The sequence below is a fragment of the Ralstonia flaminis genome, assembly GCF_958415495.1.
GTDB lineage: Bacteria > Pseudomonadota > Gammaproteobacteria > Burkholderiales > Burkholderiaceae > Ralstonia > Ralstonia flaminis.
Genome location: NZ_CATZLL010000004.1, coordinates 87,635 through 106,161 on the forward strand (window position 1 = coordinate 87,635; position 18,527 = coordinate 106,161).

At 63.4% G+C, this 18,527-nt stretch carries 18 protein-coding genes; 4 read left to right on the plus strand and 14 right to left on the minus strand.

The genetic code is table 11. The features are described from left to right. Positions 1-3 precede the first annotated feature (3 nt). From guaA to guaB, 3 genes are all read right to left on the minus strand, one after another. Positions 4-1,623 carry a glutamine-hydrolyzing GMP synthase gene (guaA, locus tag R2N11_RS07295; RefSeq protein WP_316680656.1) on the minus strand — a complete coding sequence of 540 codons (1,620 nt, stop codon included), beginning with the start codon at positions 1,621-1,623 and terminating at the stop codon, positions 4-6. Next, complete coding sequence (locus R2N11_RS07300) at positions 1,598-2,176, minus strand: hypothetical protein (protein WP_316680657.1); 579 nt, start codon at positions 2,174-2,176, stop codon at positions 1,598-1,600. The genes guaA and R2N11_RS07300 overlap by 26 nt, the downstream gene beginning before the upstream one ends. 126 nt (positions 2,177-2,302) lie before the next feature. After that, on the minus strand, positions 2,303-3,766 hold the full coding sequence (gene guaB, locus R2N11_RS07305) for an IMP dehydrogenase (RefSeq protein ID WP_199032654.1): 1,464 nt from the start codon (positions 3,764-3,766) through the stop codon (positions 2,303-2,305). A gap of 154 nt (positions 3,767-3,920) precedes the next feature. Between guaB and R2N11_RS07310 the strand changes: the two genes are divergently transcribed. Both R2N11_RS07310 and R2N11_RS07315 read left to right on the plus strand, forming a co-directional pair. After that, complete coding sequence (locus R2N11_RS07310) at positions 3,921-4,865, plus strand: DMT family transporter (protein ID WP_316680658.1); 945 nt, start codon at positions 3,921-3,923, stop codon at positions 4,863-4,865. Between the two features lie 153 nt (positions 4,866-5,018). After that, positions 5,019-5,546 (plus strand): hypothetical protein, encoded by a 528-nt coding sequence (locus R2N11_RS07315; RefSeq protein ID WP_316680659.1) that lies wholly within the window; start codon positions 5,019-5,021, stop codon positions 5,544-5,546. Between the two features lie 7 nt (positions 5,547-5,553). Here the strand turns inward: R2N11_RS07315 and R2N11_RS07320 are convergent, their stop codons facing one another. Both R2N11_RS07320 and R2N11_RS07325 read right to left on the minus strand, forming a co-directional pair. Next, positions 5,554-5,910, minus strand: coding sequence for an RnfH family protein (locus R2N11_RS07320; protein WP_199032657.1), 357 nt, complete (start codon positions 5,908-5,910; stop codon positions 5,554-5,556). After that, positions 5,897-6,334 carry a type II toxin-antitoxin system RatA family toxin gene (locus tag R2N11_RS07325; RefSeq protein WP_021194398.1) on the minus strand — a complete coding sequence of 146 codons (438 nt, stop codon included), beginning with the start codon at positions 6,332-6,334 and terminating at the stop codon, positions 5,897-5,899. Before R2N11_RS07325 ends, R2N11_RS07320 begins: the two co-directional genes overlap by 14 nt. Positions 6,335-6,468: 134 nt before the next feature. Between R2N11_RS07325 and smpB the strand changes: the two genes are divergently transcribed. Next, complete coding sequence (smpB, locus tag R2N11_RS07330) at positions 6,469-6,915, plus strand: SsrA-binding protein SmpB (protein ID WP_199032658.1); 447 nt, start codon at positions 6,469-6,471, stop codon at positions 6,913-6,915. Positions 6,916-6,946: 31 nt separating this feature from the next. On the opposite strand, the gene R2N11_RS07335 is transcribed toward smpB, so the two are convergent. The 3 genes from R2N11_RS07335 to ppsA all read right to left on the minus strand — a co-directional run bounded on the left by R2N11_RS07335 (position 6,947) and on the right by ppsA (position 10,885). After that, positions 6,947-7,873, minus strand: a complete 927-nt coding sequence (locus R2N11_RS07335) for an SPFH domain-containing protein (RefSeq protein ID WP_199032659.1) — start codon at positions 7,871-7,873, stop codon at positions 6,947-6,949. A gap of 34 nt (positions 7,874-7,907) precedes the next feature. Next, positions 7,908-8,336: an NfeD family protein gene (locus tag R2N11_RS07340; protein WP_199032660.1), complete on the minus strand. Its 429-nt coding sequence runs from the start codon at positions 8,334-8,336 to the stop codon at positions 7,908-7,910. A 161-nt stretch (positions 8,337-8,497) separates the two neighbouring features. Next, positions 8,498-10,885, minus strand: coding sequence for a phosphoenolpyruvate synthase (gene ppsA / locus R2N11_RS07345; RefSeq protein ID WP_199032661.1), 2,388 nt, complete (start codon positions 10,883-10,885; stop codon positions 8,498-8,500). A 220-nt stretch (positions 10,886-11,105) separates the two neighbouring features. Between ppsA and ppsR the strand changes: the two genes are divergently transcribed. After that, the gene (ppsR, locus tag R2N11_RS07350) at positions 11,106-11,957 is read left to right on the plus strand and encodes a posphoenolpyruvate synthetase regulatory kinase/phosphorylase PpsR (RefSeq protein WP_199032662.1); all 852 of its coding nucleotides are present in this window, start codon (positions 11,106-11,108) and stop codon (positions 11,955-11,957) included. Positions 11,958-12,027: 70 nt separating this feature from the next. Here ppsR and R2N11_RS07355 read toward each other — a convergent pair whose 3' ends face one another. From R2N11_RS07355 to lpxB, 6 genes are all read right to left on the minus strand, one after another. Further along, on the minus strand, positions 12,028-12,924 hold the full coding sequence (locus R2N11_RS07355) for a metal-dependent hydrolase (RefSeq protein ID WP_316680660.1): 897 nt from the start codon (positions 12,922-12,924) through the stop codon (positions 12,028-12,030). 32 nt (positions 12,925-12,956) lie between these two features. Continuing rightward, positions 12,957-14,765, minus strand: a complete 1,809-nt coding sequence (locus tag R2N11_RS07360; RefSeq protein WP_316680661.1) for an SDR family oxidoreductase — start codon at positions 14,763-14,765, stop codon at positions 12,957-12,959. 17 nt (positions 14,766-14,782) lie between these two features. Further along, positions 14,783-15,670 carry a M24 family metallopeptidase gene (locus R2N11_RS07365; protein WP_316680662.1) on the minus strand — a complete coding sequence of 296 codons (888 nt, stop codon included), beginning with the start codon at positions 15,668-15,670 and terminating at the stop codon, positions 14,783-14,785. 191 nt (positions 15,671-15,861) lie between these two features. Then, complete coding sequence (locus R2N11_RS07370) at positions 15,862-16,644, minus strand: TrmH family RNA methyltransferase (protein WP_316680663.1); 783 nt, start codon at positions 16,642-16,644, stop codon at positions 15,862-15,864. Between the two features lie 5 nt (positions 16,645-16,649). After that, positions 16,650-17,348, minus strand: coding sequence for a ribonuclease HII (gene rnhB / locus R2N11_RS07375; protein ID WP_316680665.1), 699 nt, complete (start codon positions 17,346-17,348; stop codon positions 16,650-16,652). A gap of 4 nt (positions 17,349-17,352) precedes the next feature. Continuing rightward, a complete protein-coding gene (lpxB, locus tag R2N11_RS07380; protein WP_316680820.1) occupies positions 17,353-18,486 on the minus strand; it encodes a lipid-A-disaccharide synthase in 1,134 nt (377 codons plus the stop codon). Positions 18,487-18,527 lie beyond the last annotated feature (41 nt).

Below are 18,527 nucleotides of genomic sequence, written 5' to 3' on the forward strand. Positions count from 1 at the left end.
ATCTCACTCCCACTCAATCGTCGCAGGCGGCTTGCCCGAGATGTCATACACAACCCGGCTCAACCCACGCACTTCGTTGATGACGCGGCTCGACACACGTCCGAGCAACGCGTACGGCAGGTGCGCCCAGTGTGCAGTCATGAAATCGGTGGTCTGCACCGCGCGCAGTGCCGTCACATAGTCATACGTGCGGCCATCGCCCATCACGCCGACGGACTTGACCGGCAGGAACACCGCAAACGCCTGGCTGGTCAAGTCATACCAGCTCTTGCCGACATCACCCTCGGCGCACAGGCCGGCGGCAGCATCTTGTGCCGTGGCCTTCGTGCCGCGCAGCTCTTCGATGAAGATCGCATCCGCACGGCGCAGCAGGTCCGCATACTCGCGCTTGACCTCGCCCAGAATGCGCACGCCCAGACCCGGGCCCGGGAACGGATGGCGATACACCATCTCGTGCGGCAGACCCAGCGCCACGCCCAGCTCGCGCACTTCGTCCTTGAACAGGTCGCGCAGCGGCTCAAGCAGCTTCAGGCCCAGCGTTTCCGGCAGGCCGCCGACGTTGTGGTGGCTCTTGATAGTCGTCGCCTTCTTGGTCTTGGTGCCGCCCGACTCCACCACGTCCGGATAGATCGTGCCCTGCGCCAGCCACTTGGCGTTGGAGAGCTTCTTGGCTTCGGCCTGGAATACTTCCACGAACTCGCGGCCGATGATCTTGCGCTTGGCTTCCGGGTCCGTCACGCCGGCCAAGTGGCCGAGGAACTGCTCGGAGGCATCCACGTGCACAACCTTGGCGTGCAGGCGGCCGGCGAACATGTCCATCACCATCTTGCCTTCGTCCAGGCGCAGCAGGCCGTGGTCAACAAACACGCAGGTCAGCTGGTCACCGATGGCGCGGTGGATCAGCGCCGCAGCCACGGACGAATCCACGCCACCCGACAGGCCCAGGATCACCTCTTCATCGCCCACCTGTTCGCGGATGCGCTTGACGGCCTCCTCGATGTGGTCGCGCATGATCCAGTCCGGCTTGGCACCGGCAATCTCCAGCACGAAGCGCTCCAGCAGCGCGCGGCCCTGCACGGTGTGCGTGACTTCCGGGTGGAACTGCACGGCGTAGTAACCGCGTGCCTCGTCAGCCATGCCGGCGATCGGGCAGCTCGGCGTGGAGGCCAGCAGCTTGAAGCCCGGCGGCAGCTCGGCAACCTTGTCGCCGTGGCTCATCCACACCTTGAGCATGCCGTGGCCTTCGGGGGTGGCAAAGTCCTGGATGTCCTTGAGCAGGCGGGTATGGCCGTGGGCGCGCACCTCGGCGTAACCGAATTCGCGATGATCGCTCCACTCGACCTTGCCGCCCAGTTGCACGGCCATGGTCTGCATGCCGTAACAGATGCCGAGCACAGGCACACCCAGGTCCCACACGGCTTGCGGGGCACGCAGCTGGTGGTCTTCGTAGGTGCTGGCGTGGCTGCCGGACAGGATGATGGCCTTGGGCGCGAACTCGCGCACAAAGGCGTCAGACACATCGTTCGGGTGGATTTCGCAGTAGACGTGCGCCTCGCGCACGCGGCGCGCGATCAGCTGCGTAACCTGCGAGCCGAAATCAAGGATGAGGACTTTGTCGTGCATGTTGTGGAGGAATGGAATCGGCAATCGTGTCGACTTCAGTGCCGGGGCCGTACCCAGGCGGCGGCATGTAGGCGGGTTCTTTGCGCTCGGCGGTCTCCGTGCGCTGGCGTTCGCGGGCGGCAGCGGCTTCATCGCGAGCCTTCTGCGCGCGCTCGCGCTCATTGGTGCGCACGCGGCGCGAGGCGGGAATCTGCACGGCGGAAAACGCCGCCAGCACTGCAGCAAACGTCGGCAGCCAGATACGGCCAGCGCCCTCCACCGGCAGGTGGAAGAACAATAGCCAGGCAATCACCAGCACAGCCACAGCCAGGTTCACGTGGCCAACCACCTGCGCCACCGCAGTGGTCAGTTGCCCGTTGATGGTGGCTTGCCACAGCAGCCAGGCCAGACCGATGAGCGTGACGCCGAGCAGTTGGCCGTACATTGCCGGTTCCGGCTGCGGCAGTTGCAGCGCGCCGAAGATGGACGTCATCGGCGAGGCCAGGAGGACGAGACCGACGCACAGAGCGACAGCCGCATCCAGAAACAGAACGAGTCGCAAAAGCGCTTTCATCATCGTCTCCAGTTGCGGGTGGCCGCCCGTGCTCCGGCCACCGGTTGTGAATCAGCCAGAGCGCCCGCGCGCCCCGGCGGCAGTAGTGCGTGCCTTCTATCTTGTATGCGGTGATCGAGCTGCCGATCAGTCGCGGTGATAGTTCGGCGCTTCCTTCGTGATCTGCACGTCGTGCACGTGCGATTCGTTCATGCCTGCGGCCGTGATCTCAACGAACTGGCTCTTCTCGTGCCATTCGGCAATCGATGCGCAACCGCAATAACCCATCGACGAGCGAACGCCACCCGTGAGCTGATGCACGATCGGCAATGCCGAGCCCTTGTACGGCACGCGGCCTTCGATGCCTTCCGGCACGAGCTTGTCAACGTTGGCAGTGTTGTCTTCCTGGAAGTAACGGTCGGCCGCGCCGTCTTTCATGGCACCCACCGAACCCATGCCACGGTAGCTCTTGTACGAGCGACCCTGGAACAGGAACACCTCACCCGGAGATTCGTCCGTGCCGGCAAACATACCGCCCATCATCACGGTGTGTGCGCCAGCGGCCAGCGCCTTGGCCACGTCACCCGAATAACGGATACCGCCGTCAGCGATCAGCGGCACGCCGGTGCCCTTGAGCGCTTCGGCCACGTTGGACACCGCAAAGATCTGCGGCACGCCCACGCCGGCAACGATCCGCGTCGTGCAGATCGAACCCGGGCCGATACCGACCTTGACGCCATCGGCACCATGATCGACCAGCGCTTTGGCTGCGTCACCCGTGGCGATATTGCCGCCAATCACCTGCACTTGCGGGTAGTTATCCTTGATCCAACGCACGCGGCTGAGCACGCCCTGGCTGTGACCGTGCGCGGTATCGACCACGATCACGTCCACGCCAGCCTTGACCAGCAGATCGATGCGCAAGTCATTGTCCGGGCCCACGCCCACTGCTGCGCCCACGCGCAGCGAGCCGCGCTCATCCTTCGAGGCCAGCGGGTATTCCGTGGCCTTCTGGATATCCTTGACGGTAATCAGGCCGCGCAACTCAAAGTCGTCGCCCACCACCAGCACGCGCTCCAGGCGGTGCTTATTCATCAGGCGCTTGGCCTCTTCCAGCGAGGCGCCTTCCTTGACGGTGACGAGTTTCTCGCCCGGCGTCATCTTGGCGCGCACCGGGGCGTCCAGTTCTTCTTCGAAGCGCAGGTCGCGGTTGGTGATGATGCCCACCACCTTCTTGCCTTCCAGCACCGGGAAACCCGAGATGCCGTGTTGCGCCGACAGCGCCATCACGTCGCGGATCTTCATGTCCGGACCAATGGTGATCGGATCGCGCAGCACGCCCGATTCGAAGCGCTTGACCTTGGCGACTTCGCGCGCCTGTTCTTCCGGCTTCAGGTTCTTGTGGACGATACCGATACCACCCTGCTGCGCCATGGCAATGGCCAGCCGCGCTTCCGTAACCGTATCCATGGCAGCGGAGACGAGCGGAATGGCAAGTTCAATCGAACGGGTGAGCTTGGTGCGAAGGGACGTATCGCGGGGCAGGACGGCCGAGTAAGCCGGGACGAGCAGCACATCATCGAACGTGAGTGCTTTCTGGACAAGACGCATAGCAATTTCCTCTAGGCGCAAAATCGGATTATACGGGAATTTGCCCCACGTTTGTAGAAGGCCGTGCTATGCTCGATAAATTTTTCTTCGCGCACGCACCTAAAGCGCCCTGTGCCGCCAGCGGCCGCGCGGAGCCAGCCTCGCGAGTGCTCGAATGGGAATTGGCGTATTGTGCGCCCTGCTTGCCGGGGCCATGTGGGGCATGGTCTTCATTGCACCCCGCGCGCTGCCTGCGTTCTCACCCTGGGAACTGGCCCTCGGCCGCTACCTCGCCTACGGCGCCATCGCGGCCATTGCCGCCGCCCCGATCCTCCCCCGCATTGCCCGCAAGATCACCCGCGCCGATTGCCTGGCGCTGGTCAAACAATCCTGCAGCGGCAACCTTGTCTATTACGTTCTGGTGGCATTTGGCGTGCAACTGGCCGGGGTTGCACCCACTTCGCTCATCATCGGCATCCTGCCCATCACCGTAACTGTGCTCGGCCGCCGTGACCACGGCGCGGCGCCGCTTTACCGGCTAATCTGGCCGCTATTGGTGGTGGCCGCGGGCATCGCGTGTATCAACATTGACCTGTTTGGCCACGGGGCCGCGACGGCCGCAGCCAACCTGCGACCGGTCTGGCAGCGCATCGCTGGCATTGCCTGCGCGGCCGGTGCGCTGTGCAGCTGGACGTGGTACGCGGTAGACAACGCGCGTTACCTGCAACGCAATCCGCATTTTTCGAGCAATGAATGGTCGGCCCTGTACGGCATTTCGAGCGGCTTTCTGTCGACCGTGCTGACTGTAGCGGCCCTGCTTGTAGCCGGCACAGACTGGGCCAGTGGTGGCGGACGCGCCTGGGGCACGTTCTGGGCGGTGAACGCTGCGGTGGCACTTGGCGCGTCGCTGATCGGCAACAACCTGTGGAACATTGCTTCCCGCCGCCTGCCGCTCACGCTGTCCGGCCAGCTGATCGTGTTCGAAACGCTGTTCGCGCTGGCATATGGCTTTGTGTACGACGGGCGTTGGCCGCGCCCGCTTGAAATCGCCGCAATCGCCCTGCTGATCGCGGGTGTCGGCTGGTCCGTACGCTTGCACGCAGAAGACAAGTCTGCATAAACTGGGCGCCTTGCCGGGGGGCGAGTCGATAGGCGGGTCAAGCCATCGTTCTCAATTTGCGAGTGGCGATCACGCCACCGGGCTCCCGTGCGCGTCGTGGGCCGTCGTCGGGTCGGCCAACGCGCCGTCGGCAGACCATCGAACGAGAACTCCATGAAACGACTGCACGTCCTGCTGCCCGCCACCGCCACCCTGATCGCCCTCGCCTGCCCGGCGGCCCTTGCACAATGGGCCTGGCAATGGCGCGATGAGAAAGGCCTGATGGTCTACAGCGACGCGGCGCCGCCGCCGTCGGTACCGCCCAGCCGCATCATCCGCAACCCGAACAGCCGCACCGCTACCGCGTACGAGGCAATTCCAGCACCGGCGTCCGCAGCCCAGGCCACCCCGGCACCGAAGGCCGGCCAACCCGCCTCAAGCGTCGCCGTTGATCCGGACGAAGCCCTGCGCAAACGCATGGCCGATCGCGCCAAGAAAGAACAGGACGAAGCCAAGCAGGCAGAAGCCGCCCAACGCAAGCAGGCGGAATGCGCGCGCCTGCGCAACGAAACCACCTATATGCAGGAAGGCCGCCGTATCGGCACTGCACAGCCCGACGGCTCGATTGCCTATATGGATGACAACCAGCGCGCGGCCGCCGTTGCACGCAACCAGGCCGCCCTGAGCGCCAACTGCAACTGATCGATCGTTATTCGAGGACGTCGTCTTTGGGCGGCGCCTCGTTACGCAGCCACTTCAGGCCTTCGCGCGTACCGGTTGCCCGCACCTTCTGCACGCGGCGCCGGCGCGCGGTCTTCGGATCGGCGATCAGCGGGCCCAGGATTTCCACCCGGTCCCGCGCATGCAGCGGCGCATCGGGTGTCTTGCGCTTACCGTAGACACCCAGCCGGCAAGCCTCGATCGCCAAATCGCCTCCCTCCAGCAAGCCGGACACACGCACGGCATCGGCCACCGTCGCATCGGGCGCCACCTGCACATGGATCAGCCGCGGCGGCGTGACCGTCGCCAGGCAGACCATCACGTCAATCGGCTCAGGATTCGCCATAGACGGTCTCCGCGCGTTTGACGAAGGAGTCGACGAAGGTATTGGCGATCATGCTGAACACCGGGCCGATAATTTTTTCCAGCAGGTGGCTGGAGAACTCGTAATGCAGGTGGAAATTGATCTTGCACGCGTCGGCGCGCAACGGCGTAAACACCCAGAAGCCGGTGAAGGCCTTGAAAGGGCCGTCAGCAAACTGCATATCGATCCGGGTGGGTCGCGTTTGCGTATTGCGTGTCCGAAAATGCTGACGGATACCCTTGAAGGCAATGTCGACACGCGCATCGAGAGACGTTTCCGTCTGCTCGAAGATCTCTACGCCGCCGCACCACGGCAAGAAGTTCGGATAGTCCTTGACGTCGGTGACCAGGTCGAACATCTGTTCGGCCGAGTAGCCGATCAACACGGTTTTTTCAACGTCTGCCATGCGCCATCCGAAAGCTTTGCGCGCCACACCTCCGGGCATAAGCCTCGGGCTGCAGCGGATTTGTTAAACTCGCCATTTTATCGCAGCGCATGCCGGGATCGTCACCCCGATGCGCTCACCGCACATTCCAACGTATGACCATCGCCGACAACAAAAAAGCCTTTTTCGATTACTTCATCGAAGAGCGCTACGAGGCGGGCATCGTACTCGAAGGCTGGGAAGTGAAGGCCATCCGTGCCAACCGCGCCCAGATCAAGGAAGGCTACGTCGTCATCCGCAATGCGGAACTCTTCCTGATCGGCGCGCACATCAGCGCGCTGCAATCGGCCTCCACGCACGTCACGCCTGACCCTGTGCGCACCCGCAAGCTGCTGCTGCACGCTGAAGAGATCAAGAAGCTCATCGGCAAGGTCGAACAGCGCGGCTATACGCTCGTGCCGCTCAACCTGCACTACTCGCGCGGCCGCGTGAAATGCGAAATCGGTCTCGCCAAGGGCAAGAAGCAATTCGACAAGCGCGAAACCGAGAAGAACCGCGACTGGCAGCGCGAGAAGGCTCGCCTCATGCGCGAGAAGGCCTAAGGGCCCTCTCGCCGCTCTTGCCGCACTACCCTTAGGCGCCTGGCCGCTGCTGCTTCACGATCGTCAACGCTGACGCAATCATCGTGCTCAGGTCGCCCATGTTGCCGGGCACGATGAGCGTGTTGCCCTGCTTGGCCAAGTTGCTGAACGCGCTCACATACTCTTCGGCCACTTTCAGGTTGACCGCGTCAATACCGCCTTCGGTGCGGATGGCATGACCGATCTTCTGGATGGCCTGCGCATTGGCCTCGGCCACTGCCAGAATCGCCGCCGCCTCGCCCTGCGCTTTATTGATCTGCGACTGGCGATCCCCTTCCGAACGCTGGATCAGCGCTTCACGCTCACCGGTGGCAATGTTGATCTGCTCCTGCTTGCGCCCTTCCGATGCGGCAATCAGCGCACGCTTTTCGCGCTCAGCCGTTATCTGCGCCTGCATGGCGTGCAGGATCTCCTTCGGGGGTGTCAGATCCTTGATCTCGTAGCGCAGCACCTTCACGCCCCAGTTGGAGGCAGCCTCATCCAGCGCGTTGACCACGCTATGGTTGATGAAGTCTCGCTCTTCAAACGTCTTGTCCAACTCAAGCTTGCCGACCACCGAACGCAGCGTGGTTTGCGCGAGCTGCGTGATGGCGACGACAAAATTGCTCGAGCCGTATGACGCGCGCATCGGGTCGGTCACCTGAAAGTACAGGATGCCGTCCACCTGCAGCTGCGTGTTGTCCTTGGTGATACAGATCTGGCTCGGCACATCGAGCGGGATTTCCTTGAGCACGTGCTTGTAGGCCACGCGATCCACAAAGGGCAACACGATGTTGAGCCCCGGCGAGAGTGTCGCGTGGTACTTGCCCAGCCGCTCCAGAATCCAGGCGTGCTGCTGCGGCACGATCTTGATGCCCTGCGCGATGAGCACGATGGCGGCAAACAGAACGATGAGCGCGAGAGTCCCCAGCTCGAACATAGAACCTCCGGTTGTTGGTATTGGGTGCTAAGCCTTAATGTTTGGGCGCGACAACCAGCACGTTGCCGCGTATCTCGACGATGCGGAATTCGCCACCCGAAGCAGTGGCGTGCGGCGCCAGCTCGACGTCCCACGCTGCGCCGCGATACTGCACGCGCGCGCGGCGCTCGGGCGACCATGCGTCTACGCGCAGCACCTCACCGATATCCAGATTCACGTTGCGATTGCGGGCCGCATCTTCTCGCGTCACGCGCCCATAGCGCGAGCGCCGCAGCCCAACGATGCCGAACACCGCGATGATGGCAGCCACAATGGCCTGCGCCGGAAACGCCAGTCCCACCAGCGCAGCCAACCCACCGGCCAACAAACCGATTGCTACCATCAGCAGGTAGAACGTGCCCGTCATCAGTTCACCGATGACGAGCAGCACGGCCAGCGAAAGCCAAACGGTCTGAGCCGACATGCTCCCTCTCCCAGAAAAAACCCCCGCGACGCTGCACGTCTGCGGGGGCATGTCGCGCGGCCCCCGTCAGCGTTGGACGCCGTCGGGCACTTCGCGTTCTTGTTAGCGCGTACCCGTCAGGATACGCGCCTTGTCTTACAACACTCTAGCTCCGGCCCGAATTAGGCCGAACCCAGCTTCTGCCAAGTGTCGACCACCGAATCCGGGTTCAGCGAGATCGACGAGATACCTTCCTTGGCAAGCCATTCGGCAAAGTCCGGGTGGTCGGACGGGCCCTGGCCGCAAATACCAACGTACTTGCCCATCGACAGCGCCGTGGAAATGGCGCGCTGCAGCATGAACTTGACCGCCGGGTCGCGCTCATCGAAGTCACGGGCCAGCAACTCCATACCGGAATCGCGGTCCAGACCCAGCGTGAGCTGCGTCAGGTCGTTCGAGCCGATCGAGAAGCCGTCGAAATGCTGCAGGAACTGCTCGGCCAGGATCGCGTTGGACGGCACTTCGCACATCATGATCAGGCGCAGGCCATTCTCGCCGCGCTTCAGGCCGTACTTGGCCAGCAGCTCGACCACCTTCTCTGCCTGGCCGAGCGTGCGCACGAACGGCACCATCACTTCAACGTTGGTCAGGCCCATCTCGTCGCGCACACGCTTCATGGCGCGGCATTCCATCTCGAAGGCTTCAGCAAAGTCTTCGGCGATGTAGCGCGAGGCACCACGGAAGCCCAGCATCGGGTTCTCTTCGTCAGGCTCGTAGCGCGAACCACCGATCAGCTTCTTGTACTCGTTCGATTTGAAGTCCGACAGGCGCACGATCACGGGCTTCGGATAGAACGCCGCCGCGATAGTGGCGATGCCCTCGGCCAGCTTGTCGACGTAGAACGCACGCGGGCTGGCATGACCACGGGCCACGCTTTCCACGGCCTTCTTCAGGTCGCTGTCGACCTGCGGATAGTCGAGGATCGCCTTCGGATGAACGCCGATGTTGTTGTTGATGATGAATTCCAGACGCGCCAAGCCAACGCCGCCGTTCGGGATCTGGCAGAAATCGAACGCCAGTTGCGGGTTGCCGACGTTCATCATGATCTTCGTGCTGATCACCGGCATTTCGCCGCGCTGGACTTCCGTCACTTCGGTTTCCAGCAGACCGTCGTAGATCTTGCCTTCGTCGCCCTCTGCACACGAGACGGTCACCAGGGTGCCGTCCTTGAGGATGTCGGTGGCGTCGCCGCAGCCGACCACCGCCGGCACACCCAGTTCACGCGCGATGATGGCCGCGTGGCAGGTACGGCCGCCACGGTTGGTGACGATGGCCGAGGCGCGCTTCATCACCGGCTCCCAGTTCGGGTCGGTCATGTCTGCAACCAGCACGTCGCCCGGCTGCACACGTTCCATTTCAGCCGGATCGTTGATCACGCGCACCGGGCCCGTGCCGATCTTCTGGCCGATAGCACGGCCGGTGGTCAGCACCGGCGCCGAGCCCTTCAGGCGGAAGCGTTGTTCAGCCTTACCTTGCGACTGGCTCTTCACCGTCTCGGGACGGGCCTGCAGGATGTAGATCTTGCCGTCCTTGCCGTCACGGCCCCACTCGATGTCCATCGGGCGGCCGTAGTGCTTCTCGATGATGACGGCGTACTTGGCCAGCTCCGTCACGTCAGCATCGCTGATGGAGTAGCGGTTGCGCAATTCGCCCGGCACGTCGACGGTCTTCACGCGGCCGGCTTCGCCCGGCGCGGTGAACTCCATTTTGATCAGCTTGGAGCCGATCGAGCGGCGGATGATCGGGTATTTGCCAGCAGCCAGCATCGGCTTGAAGACGTAGAACTCATCCGGGTTCACAGCACCCTGCACCACCGTCTCACCCAAACCATAGCTGGAGGTGATGAAGACGACTTCCTGGAAACCCGATTCGGTATCGATCGTGAACATCACGCCCGAGGCGCCGCAATCCGAGCGCACCATGCGCTGGATACCGGCCGACAGGGCCACCACGTCGTGGGCAAAGCCCTTGTGCACGCGGTACGAAATCGCGCGGTCGTTGTACAGCGAGGCGAACACATGCTTGATCTTGTCGAGCACGTCATCGATGCCGGAGACGTTGAGGTAGCTCTCTTGCTGGCCGGCAAACGAAGCGTCCGGCAAGTCTTCGGCCGTGGCCGACGAGCGCACCGCGAACGATGCCTCGGCACCTTCACGGGCGGACACGCGAGCGTACGACTCGCGAATTTCCTGCTCCAAGCGCGGCTGGAACGGTGCGGTGGCAACCCACTCGCGGATCTCCTTGCCGGCGGCGGCCAGCGCCTTGACGTCGTCAACATCCAGGGCGGCCAAGCGCTGCGAGATGCGCTCGGTCAGGTTGTTGTGTGCGAGGAAGTCACGGAAAGCCAGTGCCGTGGTGGCAAAACCGCCCGGAACGCGCACGCCGGCGCCATCCAGCTGGGAGATCATCTCGCCCAGCGAAGCGTTCTTACCGCCAACGACCTCAACATCGGTCATCCGCAGTTGCTCGAACGGCAGCACATAGGCGCCGTCTTGCGACAGGTTAGTCATACAAAAGTCCCTAAACTAAGTGAAAAACCGGTCGGATGCGCACGGGGCATTGTTCTTGTCGTCTGGCCGTGCGAATCGCTTGGCTAAATCATCCGGGGCAGCCGCTGTGACATTGTCTGGCGGGCGGCGGGCCCGAATTGCTTAGCGAAACGATCGCCGCTATTCTACCGTGCCGCAGCACGATTTCTTGCCTGCGTGCTGGAAAAACCCCTCGCTTTCGATGACCGACCTCGCCGCCGCACCTGCCACCCGCGCGGCCGTCCGCACCGTTTTTATCGTGTCGGATGGCACCGGGATCACCGCAGAAACCTTTGCCCACTCCATCCTGGCCCAGTTCGAGATGAAATTCCGCCAGGTGCGGATTCCATTTGTCGACACGGTCGAGAAGGCACATGTGGCGGTTAGCAAGATCAACGAGGCGTTCGACGCCGAGGGCGTTCGCCCGATCGTCTTCACCACGCTGGTGGATGCCGAGGCCAACCAGATCGTCCATCGGGCCAAGGCCACCATCCTGGACATGTTCCAGACCTTCATCGAGCCGCTCGAGAAGGAGCTGAACCTCAAGTCCACCCACGCCATCGGACGCTTCCACCAGAACGCCGACACCGAGGCGTACAAAAACCGCATCGAAGCGATCAACTTTTCACTTGCGCACGATGACGGTCAGTCACACAAGAACCTGGCCGAGGCGGATGTGATTCTGGTGGGGGTATCGCGCAGCGGCAAGACGCCGACCAGCCTCTACCTGGCGATGCAGTACGGGGTGAAATCGGCCAACTATCCGCTGATTCCCGACGATTTCGAGCGCGGCAAGCTGCCCACGGTGCTGTACGACTACAAGAGCAAGATTTTCGGGCTGTCGATCGATCCACAGCGCCTGTCCGAGATCCGCAACGAACGTCGCCCAGGCAGCAAATATGCAGCGCTGGAAAACTGCCGCTACGAAATCAATGAAGCCGAATCGATGATGCGCCGGGAGGGCATCAAGTGGCTCTCGTCCACGCACAAATCGATTGAAGAAATTGCGACGACGATCCTGCAGGACGTCAAGATCGACCACAACAACTACTGAGCACGACGCTCGACAACGCAAAACGGCCGGACTCAAACCGGCCGTTTTGCTTTGCTGGCGATGCCCCGGGTCAAGCTCGATCGCGCACCCAGTTGCCGCCGTGTGCCGCAGCTTGAGCGGCCGGTGAAGTGGCGAGATAGGCCAGTGCCTGCTCGGTCGAGCCTTCGTGGTGCGGCGTGTAGCTCGGCCGGAAGTAGCGCAGCGCCGCCCCCAGCATCTTCCAGAACGACGGCAGGCAATTGCGCCGCGAGCCATACCACCAGCCACGGATGAAACCGGGGAACCGGCCCGCGCCCGGATCGCGCTTGTGCATGAAGCGAAAGCCCGTCACCAGGAAGTACAGCAGCAGGATGATGGTCGTCAGCATGTGGAAGCAGCGCTCGAGGTAGGTGCCGCCCATGTGGCGGAAGATGTCGAACGCCACGGTGCGGTGCTCGACTTCTTCCGCGCCGTGCCAGCGCAGCAGGTCGAGCATGACGGGGTCGGCCTTGGCGGCGTCCAGCCCCTTGGCGTTGAGCACCCAGTTGCCGAGATAGCCGAAGAAGTGTTCAAGCGCGGCGATGATGCCAAGCTGCTGCCGCAGCCAGAAACGTGTGTGGCCGATCTTCAGGCCGAGCGGCTGTTCGCCGAGCATCTTGGAGAACAGCCAGTCCAGTCGCTTGGTGAACGGCTGCGTGTCGATGCCGTGGTCCTTGTAGTAATGCGTGAGCACACCGCCGTGGGAACGCGAATGGACGGCCTCCTGGCGCAGGAAGCCCTCGGCATCAGCGCGCAGCTTGGCGTCGGCAATCAACGGCAGCGCCTTGTTGTAGACGCGGCAGAACCACAGCTCACCCGCCGGGAACAGCAGGTTCAGGATGTTTATGATGTGCGTGCTGGACGGGTCGCCGGGGATCCATTGGATCGGCGTGTCCTTCCAGTCGAAGCGGACGTGGCGGGCCTTGATGAAGTAATCGGACGCGGTCATGGTCGTCTCCTGTGTTCTTGTCAAAGCCGGGTTCAATGCCCGGCCATGCTCACGCGGGCCATCAGCCGGCTGAGCCACTGCGCGTAGCGTGAGATGAAGCGCGATGAATGCGCCTCGATGCCGACCGTGACGACCGGCTTGTTGCGAAGCACCGCACGGAGCATGGCTTTGGCAACGGTTTCGGGCTTGAGCCCACGCAGCTGGTAGAGCTTGATTGCGCGGGCACGCAGTTGGGCCTGCTGCGCCTCGGTCGTGCCGGCGTAGACGGTGGAGGCCATGATTCCCGTCTCGGCAAAGCCCGGGCAGATGGCCGAGACGCCAATGCCCTGCCCAGCCAACTCACCTCGCATGCATTCGGACAGCATCAGCACGGCGGCCTTGGTGGTCGCATACGCGGCAAGGTCGCGTGAGGGTGCAAAGGCCGCTGCCGATGCGGTATTCAAGATGTGCCCACCCTGCCCGCGCGCCACCATCTGCCTGGCGAACAGCCGCGCGCCGTGGATCACGCCCCACACGTTCACATGCAGGATGCGTTGCCAATCGCGCTCGGAGGTGTCGACAATGCCGCCGGCCATACCAATGCCTGCGTTGTTGACGACAATGTCAGCGCCACCCAGCACCTTGCCGACCCAATCGACCAGGGCTTCCATCTGCTCGGCGTTACCGACGTCAACGGTGCGTGCCCATGCCTTGCCGCCGGAGAGGCGGATAAGCGTAGCGGTGCGCTCGGCGTCCTCCGCGCGGATGTCGACTGCGACGATGGCCGCGCCTTGTTCCGCAAACTCCAGCGCCGCACAACGCCCGATGCCGCTGCCGGCACCGGTGACGACGGCCAGCTTGCCCGTGAGCGGTTTGCGCGGGTTGTGCCCATCATGCTGGCGGGCACGCTGCAGCGCCTCGGATTCAGGCTTCCCCTCGGCATGCTCGATCAACTCGCGCGCCATCCCCGCCATACGCTCAGCATGCGTGACCGGCAGCCAGTGCCGCGCGACGACTTCACGCCGCCAATAATTCGGCACCCAGCGCGCGAGATCCTCCGACAGCGCTGGGCTCACGTACTTGTCCAGCGTCGGCACGATCACCTGCACCGGTGCATGTGCAACGCGCTTGCGTGGCGTGAACAGGCTGCGGATGAAGTTGGCGCGATACAGCGAGACACCGCGTACCCCATCGGCCGTCTGTGTGGCACGCGGCGCGATGGTGGTCTTCTCCACGCGACGCAGCACGCGCGGCCAGGCCCGGCCCAGCCAGAGGCGCCAGCTCAACTCCGGCACGATCGGCAGATGGAACAGCAGCACGTACCACGAGCGCACGAGTTGCCCCAGCATCTTGCCCAGCGACGCTGGCGTCGGCCGCAGCAGCCGTGCGCGCATCCAATACCCAACGTGATCCAGGCACGGCCCCGAGCACGACGTGTACGACGCGATGCGCCCGCGCAGGCGCGCTTCCGTCACGAACTCCCACGACTGGATCGAACCCCAGTCGTGCGCAATCAGGTGAACAGGCTTGCTCGGGCTCAGCGCATCAATCACGGCGATGAAGTCGTCGGTCAGCCGCGCGAACGTGTAATTGCGCATTCCCTTGGGCGCGCTCGATTGCCCTGCGCCGCGCACGTCATAGGCGATGACGTAGTAGTCGCGCGCGAGTAGCGGCGCCATCTCGTGCCAGACCTCGCTGTTGTCCGGGTACCCATGGACGAGCACGACGGTCGGGCGAGCTGGATCGCCCCAGGTCTTGACGGCGAGTGCGACATCACCGGATTGCACGGTGCGCTCAGCGCGCGGAAAAGCGGCGGCCGGCTCGAACAGCGCCAGCGGGGCCTCTTCAAGAAGCGTTTTCATCTGTGGCTCCGCAAGCATCATGCGGCACGCTGCTGCGTGAGCTGGCGTTGCTGCTGCCGTTGTTGCCACCTGCGCACGTGCGGCAGGTCGTCATCGAGCCAGTAGGCATCGTCCTCTGTAATGACGAGCAGCTCTTCGAACTTGGCGCCCACCCCGTGGAAGCCCAGGTGCGGCTCGACTGCCCACAGGCCCGGCACTGGCGCGTGCTCGGAGCGGCGGTCGATCGACCATAGCGGCGACCACCCTTCCTGCTTGCCGCTGCGCACTTGGTCAAGGATCAGGTTGCGCGTGGCATTGAGCCCGAAGCGCGCCACGAAGCGCGGCTTGGACGGGCTTTCCAGCTTGGCCACGCGATGTGCCAGTACCTTGAACGGATAGGCCTTGTGACGCGGCTCCACACCCTGCTTCATGCAAAGCTGATCGACCGCGCGGGCCACATCCGCCATCGGGCGACGCTCACGGATCAGACGCACGATCAGCTCGCGATGTGCCATCAGATCGTCCTGCAGTTGTTCAAGGATGGCGTTCTCGCCAAGACACGTGGCATAGCCCACGTCGGCAATCACCCCGTTACGCACCGGCGCCACATCCAGAATGACTGGCATGTTCTCCTCCAGCCGCCGCGACGAGGGGAAGAACGCCATGTTGAAGCCGGCCATGTGCGTCAGGCCGGAGAACCCCTGAAACGCCGTGCGATCGCCAAACCAGGCGAACGGCTTGTGCAGCCAGTCGTGCACGCCGCGGTCACCCAACCACTCGGTGAGCAGCTTGGCTGCATCCTTCTCCGTCATGCCCGGGCGCAACATGCCCCCGACCGCTTCAACGCATTGGTAGGCGAGTTGCTGGATTTCACGAAACTGCGCGAGTTCGTCGACACTGGCGCGCGCCAGGGTGGGGTTCGGCATGGCCGGTCTCCTTGCGAACCCATTGACGCTTTGGCCGCGCGATGCGGATTGCGAACAGGCTCTGAGTCTGGTTATCGAGGGGTGCTCAATGGCACCACGCACAATGTTCCATTACTCAATGGCAAAGTCAATGCGGGACTTTTCTGGCGTTTGAAAACGCCATGTGACCGGTAACCGACAGGAAAACGAGATCAGCTAGCGCGGCGCTGGCGCACCGCTTCGAACAGGCAGATGGCTGCTGCGGCAGCCACGTTGAGGGATTCCATGCCGCCTGGCTGGGGGATCGTTACGGGCGTGGTCACCGCCGACAGCCATGCGTCGGACACGCCCGCACCCTCGTTACCAAAGACCCAACCGACGGGCGCATTCAATCGCACATCGAAGACGGCCTGCTTGGCGTGCGAGGACGTTGCCAGCAACGGCACCTGAATGCGCGGATGCACGTTCTCGAACGTGCAGTGCTCAACAATATTCAGGTGGAAATGCGCGCCCATTGCAGCGCGCAAAGTCTTGGCCGACCACGCGAAGGCACACCCCGCCGTCATGAACACATCGCGCACACCTGCCGCCGCAGCGCAGCGCAGGATGGAGCCGACGTTGCCGGCGTCCTGAATACCATCCAGGATGACGCAATCGGCATCGATGACTTGCGGCAGCTGACCTTCGGGCGTTTCGATCAAGGCGATCAGATCCACGCCATTGACAACCGTGGTGAGCTGGGAAAACAGGTTGTCGGCCAGCAGGATGACCGTTTGCGGATCAACGCGATCAAGCAACACCGTGACTTCCGGGTGAGCGACATGACGCTCGGAAACCAGGATCTGGGCCGGCGTCTGGCCTGCATCCAGAAAGGCAGCAACCAGATGCACGCCGTCGAGCACAGATTGCCCCGCGCGCCGGCGTTGCTGAGTCGAGCCCGACAGTGCCTTCAGGTGCTTGAATACGGCGTTGTCGCGGGAAGTGATGTGCTTCATGAAAGTCAGTCGTCCCAGGCGGGGCTGCCACCCGCAGTCGTTGCCGCTTGTGCTTCCAGCGCACGGCGCACCGGTGCAAACGAGCGGCGATGATGCGGTGTCACGCCATGCGCTTCGATGGCCGCCAAATGCTGGGGCGTGCCATAGCCAGCGTGCACGTCGAAGCCATACTCGGGAAACGCTGCGTGCAAGGCAACCAACTGCCGATCACGCGTAACCTTGGCAAGAATCGACGCCGCCGAGATCTCCTGCACCAGCGCGTCACCCTTGACGATGGCCTCCACAGCAAACGGCACTTGCGGGCAGCGATTGCCGTCCACCTGTACGAGGTCAGGCAGCGTGCCTTTTGCAGCCACGCCCTGCACGGCACGCTGCATGGCCAGCATGGTCGCATGCAGAATGTTGATCCGGTCGATCTCCTCGACGGTCGCCTCAGCCACGTGCCAGGCGAGCGCCTTTTCGATGATCTCGTCGTACAGCGCCTCGCGCTTTTTGGCCGTGAGGATCTTGGAATCGGCCAGCCCAGCAATCGGCCTGCGTGGGTCGAGGATAACGGCAGCGGCAGTCACCGGCCCGGCCAGCGGCCCGCGGCCAGCTTCATCTACACCACACAGCATGCGGTGCGCGTGCTTGCCGGCATTGTCCGCAGGCGCTTGCGACAGCAGCAGGCCCAGCTGATCCGGATTGGGTTTGCGGGAAGCCATGGCGTTAAAGCTGACCGCGGCTGCGCAGCAGGTCGACCACGACCTTCGCGCCAATCTCCGCCATGTTCTGCTTGAGCGTCAGATGCATCTGCGTGAAATGCTCGCGCAGGAAGGTGGCGTTGCCGTGGTCGCTCAGCTGCAGCAGCGTCTCACGCGCAAGCGCCTCGGGCGTCGCGTCGTCCTGCAGCAGTTCGGGCACGACAAAGCGGCCGGACAGGATGTTCGGCAGCCCCACGTAAGGCAGATACCCCTTGCGCTTCATGATCTGCGCCGTCAACCAGGGCACCTTGTAGGTGATGACCATGGGCTTCTTGTACAGCGCCGCTTCCAGCGTGGCCGTACCGCTGGCGAGCAGAATCACGTCAGCAGCCTCCATGGCCGCGTGCGACTGGCCGTCGACCACCCACAGATGCAAGCCCGGGTGCTCGGCACGCAGGGCATCGACCCGCTCGCGCAGCGTCGCGCTGGCGGCCGGCAGCACGAATGCGATGTCCGGCTCAACCGCCTGCATGCGTGCCATGGCGGCGAACAGCGTCGGCCCGAGGTTCTTGACCTCGGAGTTACGGCTGCCCGGCAGCACCGCCACGATCTTGCGACCCATCGGAAGACCCAGGCGCGTGCGTGCACCTTCCACGTCCGGCACCAGCGGAATCACGTCTGCCAGCGGATGACCGACATAGGTGGCCGGAATGCCAGCCTTGGCGTAGATTTCGGGCTCGAACGGAAACAGGCAGAGGATGTGGTCAACGGCCTTGGCGATCGTTTTGATGCGCCCGGCACGCCACGCCCAGATCGACGGGCTAACGAAGTGCACCACCGGTACACCTGCCCGCCGCATGGCGATCTCGACGTTGAAATTGAAGTCCGGCGCATCAACGCCGATGAAGGCCAACGGCGGATTGGACAGCAAATCCTGCTTGAGCCCCTTGCGAATGGCGAGAATCTCACGCAGTTGACCAAGCACTTCCACGTAGCCGTTGACCGACAGCTTGTGCATCGGCCAATTGGACTGGAAGCCCTGCTCGGCCATGCGCGCACCGCCGATGCCGTTGTAGACAATATCGGCGGGCAGTTGTGCGTGCAGCCCCCTGAGCAGCAGCGAGGCCAGCAGATCGCCGGACGCCTCGCCGGCCACCATGCCGATGCGGCGCGCCGGTGCAGCCCCCTGGGCTTGCTCGA

What these genes read in the sequence shown, in the direction of transcription:
- R2N11_RS07315 (WP_316680659.1), top strand. Translation starts at nt 5,019, where the DNA reads ATGAAACGACTGCACGTCCTGCTGCCCGCCACCGCCACCCTGATCGCC.
- R2N11_RS07355 (WP_316680660.1), bottom strand. Translation starts at nt 12,924, where the DNA reads ATGACCGCGTCCGATTACTTCATCAAGGCCCGCCACGTCCGCTTCGAC.
- R2N11_RS07310 (WP_316680658.1), top strand. Translation starts at nt 3,921, where the DNA reads ATGGGAATTGGCGTATTGTGCGCCCTGCTTGCCGGGGCCATGTGGGGC.
- guaB (WP_199032654.1), bottom strand. Translation starts at nt 3,766, where the DNA reads ATGCGTCTTGTCCAGAAAGCACTCACGTTCGATGATGTGCTGCTCGTC.
- R2N11_RS07320 (WP_199032657.1), bottom strand. Translation starts at nt 5,910, where the DNA reads ATGGCGAATCCTGAGCCGATTGACGTGATGGTCTGCCTGGCGACGGTC.
- R2N11_RS07300 (WP_316680657.1), bottom strand. Translation starts at nt 2,176, where the DNA reads ATGAAAGCGCTTTTGCGACTCGTTCTGTTTCTGGATGCGGCTGTCGCT.
- R2N11_RS07370 (WP_316680663.1), bottom strand. Translation starts at nt 16,644, where the DNA reads ATGAAGCACATCACTTCCCGCGACAACGCCGTATTCAAGCACCTGAAG.
- R2N11_RS07325 (WP_021194398.1), bottom strand. Translation starts at nt 6,334, where the DNA reads ATGGCAGACGTTGAAAAAACCGTGTTGATCGGCTACTCGGCCGAACAG.
- lpxB (WP_316680820.1), bottom strand. Translation starts at nt 18,486, where the DNA reads ATGGTGGCCGGCGAGGCGTCCGGCGATCTGCTGGCCTCGCTGCTGCTC.
- rnhB (WP_316680665.1), bottom strand. Translation starts at nt 17,348, where the DNA reads ATGGCTTCCCGCAAACCCAATCCGGATCAGCTGGGCCTGCTGCTGTCG.
- ppsR (WP_199032662.1), top strand. Translation starts at nt 11,106, where the DNA reads ATGACCGACCTCGCCGCCGCACCTGCCACCCGCGCGGCCGTCCGCACC.
- ppsA (WP_199032661.1), bottom strand. Translation starts at nt 10,885, where the DNA reads ATGACTAACCTGTCGCAAGACGGCGCCTATGTGCTGCCGTTCGAGCAA.
- guaA (WP_316680656.1), bottom strand. Translation starts at nt 1,623, where the DNA reads ATGCACGACAAAGTCCTCATCCTTGATTTCGGCTCGCAGGTTACGCAG.
- R2N11_RS07340 (WP_199032660.1), bottom strand. Translation starts at nt 8,336, where the DNA reads ATGTCGGCTCAGACCGTTTGGCTTTCGCTGGCCGTGCTGCTCGTCATC.
- R2N11_RS07335 (WP_199032659.1), bottom strand. Translation starts at nt 7,873, where the DNA reads ATGTTCGAGCTGGGGACTCTCGCGCTCATCGTTCTGTTTGCCGCCATC.
- R2N11_RS07365 (WP_316680662.1), bottom strand. Translation starts at nt 15,670, where the DNA reads ATGCCGAACCCCACCCTGGCGCGCGCCAGTGTCGACGAACTCGCGCAG.
- smpB (WP_199032658.1), top strand. Translation starts at nt 6,469, where the DNA reads ATGACCATCGCCGACAACAAAAAAGCCTTTTTCGATTACTTCATCGAA.
- R2N11_RS07360 (WP_316680661.1), bottom strand. Translation starts at nt 14,765, where the DNA reads ATGAAAACGCTTCTTGAAGAGGCCCCGCTGGCGCTGTTCGAGCCGGCC.